At 75.6% G+C, this 3,450-nt stretch carries 4 protein-coding genes; 3 read left to right on the forward strand and 1 reads right to left on the reverse strand.

From position 1 onward, the window contains the following. On the reverse strand, positions 1-824 hold an 824-nt coding region (locus ACFQ11_RS37340; protein WP_378307635.1), incomplete at its 3' end, for an oxygenase MpaB family protein. A 217-nt stretch (positions 825-1,041) separates the two neighbouring features. Between ACFQ11_RS37340 and ACFQ11_RS37345 the strand changes: the two genes are divergently transcribed. The 3 genes from ACFQ11_RS37345 to ACFQ11_RS37355 all read left to right on the forward strand — a co-directional run. Then, positions 1,042-1,998, forward strand: coding sequence for an ABC transporter ATP-binding protein (locus ACFQ11_RS37345; RefSeq protein WP_378307637.1), 957 nt, complete (start codon positions 1,042-1,044; stop codon positions 1,996-1,998). Beyond that, the gene (locus ACFQ11_RS37350; RefSeq protein ID WP_378307639.1) at positions 1,995-2,831 is read left to right on the forward strand and encodes an ABC transporter permease; all 837 of its coding nucleotides are present in this window, start codon (positions 1,995-1,997) and stop codon (positions 2,829-2,831) included. The genes ACFQ11_RS37345 and ACFQ11_RS37350 overlap by 4 nt, the downstream gene beginning before the upstream one ends. Positions 2,832-3,067: 236 nt before the next feature. After that, positions 3,068-3,450, forward strand: a 383-nt coding sequence (locus ACFQ11_RS37355) for a trehalase-like domain-containing protein (RefSeq protein WP_378307641.1), incomplete at its 3' end; no start/stop codon positions are given.

Raw genomic sequence — 3,450 nt, forward strand, 5'->3', positions numbered from 1 at the left:
AGGAGCGGCTGCGGCGGGCGCCGCAGCGGGCCCGGCGTCAGCCGGTGCCCGAGGGCGGCCGCGCCCAGCACGAGCCCGGCGGCGCGGCGGTGCCGGGGGCTCCACGGCAGGCCGTACTGCTCGCGGAGGGGCTCCGGCAGCAGCGCCGCCGTGACGACGCGGAACACCGCCAGGCCGGGGCCGAGGGCGCGCAGCCTCTTCGGGTACAGCACGGCCGCGGCGACCTTCCGGGCGTCGTCGCCCACCTCCAGGGACGCCGCCGTCTCCGCCATGTAGGCGCGGAACGACGCCAGGTCGGGGGGCTGCGCCTCCGGCGGGCAGCCGAGCACCTCGGCGACGATCCGCGCCTGCCGGTAGTACTCCTCGGCCTGTTCGGGGCTGGGACGTCCGGGCCGTCCCAGCCGCTCGTGAAGGTACAGCGCCGAGTCGATGAGCGTCGCGTTCACCCACAGCTGCAGGCCGGGATCGTCGCCGGAGTAGCCGTCGCCGCGGACGGACGTGTGGACGCCGCGGACCTTCGCGGCGATCCGCGCGACCTCCTCGGGCGTCCCGAAGGAGACGATCAGCAGGAAGTCGAGGGTGCCGAACAGCCGCGCCAGCGGCCGGTCGGCGAAGTCGCTGTGCTCGGCGACGCCCCGCGCCACGCCGGGATGCGCGAGCTGCATGAGCAGCGCGCGTCCCGCGCCGAGCCCGACGATCGGTTCGGCGCCGAGCGCGCGCAGCACGTCCCGGTCGGCGAGCCGGGCGGCGAGGTCGGCCGCGCCGGGGCCCGCGGCGCCCGGCGGCGACGGTCGCGCGGGGGGCGGGATCGGCGATGCGGGCACGGGGGCCTCCCGGACGTTCGGCGGCCGGATCCTGGTGCCCCGCATCCTCACCCAGTATTGACGGCGCGTCAATAAACGTGCGGGCGGCGGGCCGGGCCGGCGGCGCCTACTGCGCAGGTCGGAGGCCGGGTCGACCTGAGAAGGAGGCCGACGGACATTTCGCGCCGATAGGGTCGTCACGGTCACCGATTTCCACGACGACCCCCTGGACTCCTGCATGATCGAGGCCAAGAACCTCACGAAACGCTACGGCGCGAAAGTCGCCGTGCACGATCTCTCCTTCACGGTCGAGCCCGGCCGGGTGACCGGCTTCCTCGGGCCGAACGGCGCCGGCAAGTCGACGACGATGCGGATGCTGCTCGGCCTCGACCGGCCCACCAGCGGCGAGGCCCGCATCGCCGGACGGCACTACAGCCGGCTGCCCGCCCCGATGCGGACCGTCGGCGCGCTGCTGGAGGCGCGCGCCGTCCACACCGGCCGCAGCGCCCGCAACCACCTGCTGTGCCTCGCGCAGACCCAGGGCCTGCCCGCCAAGCGCGTCGACGAGGTCCTGGAACTGGTCGGCCTCACCGACGTCGCGGGGCGGCGCGCGCAGGGCTTCTCCCTCGGCATGGGCCAGCGGCTCGGCATCGCCGCCGCGGTGCTCGGCGACCCCGAGGTGCTCATCCTGGACGAACCGGTCAACGGACTGGACCCCGAGGGCGTCGTCTGGATCCGCCAGCTCATGCAGCGGTTCGCCGCCGGGGGCCGCACGGTGTTCGTCTCCAGCCACCTCATGAACGAGATGGCCGTCACCGCCGACCACCTCATCGTCATCGGCCGCGGCAGGCTGATCGCCGACTGCTCCACCGAGGAGTTCATCGAGCGCAGCACCGAGAAGTCGGTGCTCGTCCGCAGCCCCGACGCCGACCGGCTCACCGGCGTCCTGTCCGGCGAGGGCGGCAAGGTCACCGCGGCGGACGACGGCGCGCTGACCGTCGCGAACATGGAGGCCGCCCGGATCGGCGAGCTCGCCGCCGCCGAAGGCGTCGTCCTGCACGAGCTCACCCCCCGGCGCGGCTCCCTCGAGGACGCCTTCATGGAGCTCACCCGCGACACCGTCGAATACGGGACGGCCGCCGCCGGCGGGCCCGCCGCGCAGGCCGCCGTTCCCACGAAGGAGGAGACCCGATGACCGCCGCCCCCGCCGACGCGCCCTCCCCGGCCCCCGCCGCCGCGCGCCGCCCCGGGTTCGGCGCGCTGCTGCTCGCCGAATGGACCAAGATCCGCACCGTGCAGTCGACGCTGTGGTCGCTGCTCCTGCTCGTCGTGCTCCACCTCGGCTTCACCGGCCTGCTCGCCGCGGTGTTCGCCGCGCAGTGGGACACCATGAACGAGGGCGACCGCGCCATGCTCGGCGAGGACCCGGCCGGGTTCTTCCTCGGCGCCGGGCTCTCCTACAGCCAGCTGACGGTGTGCGTGCTCGGCGTGCTGCTGATCGCGTCCGAGTACTCCACCGGCATGATCCGCTCCAGCCTGCTGGCCGTCCCGACCCGGCTGCCGATGCTGTGGGCGAAGGCCGTCGTGTTCGCCGCGCTCGTGCTCGTGCTGGGCGTGGCGGTGTCGCTCGGGTCGTTCTTCCTCGGCTCGGCGATCCTCGGCGACCGGCTCCCCGTCGGGCTGGGCGACCCGGGCGTGCCGCGCGCCGTCCTCGGCGGCGGTCTCTACCTGTCGATGCTCGGGCTGTTCTCCCTGGCGATCGGCGCGATCGTCCGGCACACCGCGGGCGCCATCACCGGCGTGATCGCGTTCGTGCTGGTGCTGTCGCCGCTGGCGTCGCTGCTGCCCGGCTCCGTCGGCGACTACGTCCACGGCTACCTGCCGTCGGTCGCGGGCATGGCCATCACCGCGGCGCAGCCGTCCGACGACGCCGTCCTGTCGCCCTGGGCCGGGTACGGGGTGTTCACACTGTGGACGGCCGCGCTCCTGGCGGCCGCCGCGTACCTGCTCAAGCGCCGCGACGCCTGACGGCGCCCCGAACCGCCGTGCGGACCGGCCCCCTTTGCGGGGCCGGTCCTTCCCTTTTCACCTGGCCCCTGCACCGACCCGCCGGGGCCGCCGCCGGACCTACCGTCCCCGGGGCCGCCCGGCGCGGTCGCCTCCCGGCCCGGATCACCTGCGGCTTCCCGGGTAGGGACGACGGGGGCCCCGCATGCCGAGGGGACCACCCCGCCCAGGGGGACCACTGCGACGAGGGAGGCCGGTTGACGCGGGAGATCCAGCCGCGGGCGCTCCGCGACTACGCCATGATCGCCGACGGGGAGCGGGGCGTCCTGGTCGGCCCGCACGGCGAGCACGCCTGGATGTGCTTCCCCGCCTGGGACTCGCCGCCGCTGTTCGGCGGCCTCCTCGGCGGGCCCGGCGGATACGTGGTCCGGCCCGCGGCCGGCCGGTGGGTGCGGGGCGGCTACTACGAGGACCGCGGGCTGATCTGGCACAGCCGGTGGGTGACCGGCGACGGCGCCATCGTGGAGAGCCGCGAGGCGCTCGCCCGGCCCGCCCGCCGCGACCGGGCCGTGGTGCTGCGCCGCTGCCGGGCCGTGCGCGGCGCCGCCGCCCTGCGCGTCCTGCTGGACGTCCGCGGCCC

The sequence above is a fragment of the Actinomadura sediminis genome (assembly GCF_042675525.1).
GTDB lineage: Bacteria > Actinomycetota > Actinomycetes > Streptosporangiales > Streptosporangiaceae > Spirillospora > Spirillospora sediminis.

Bases quoted from the DNA above. Each gene is read 5' to 3' on its own strand.
- ACFQ11_RS37350 (WP_378307639.1), top strand. From the start codon at position 1,995: ATGACCGCCGCCCCCGCCGACGCGCCCTCCCCGGCCCCCGCCGCCGCG.
- ACFQ11_RS37345 (WP_378307637.1), top strand. From the start codon at position 1,042: ATGATCGAGGCCAAGAACCTCACGAAACGCTACGGCGCGAAAGTCGCC.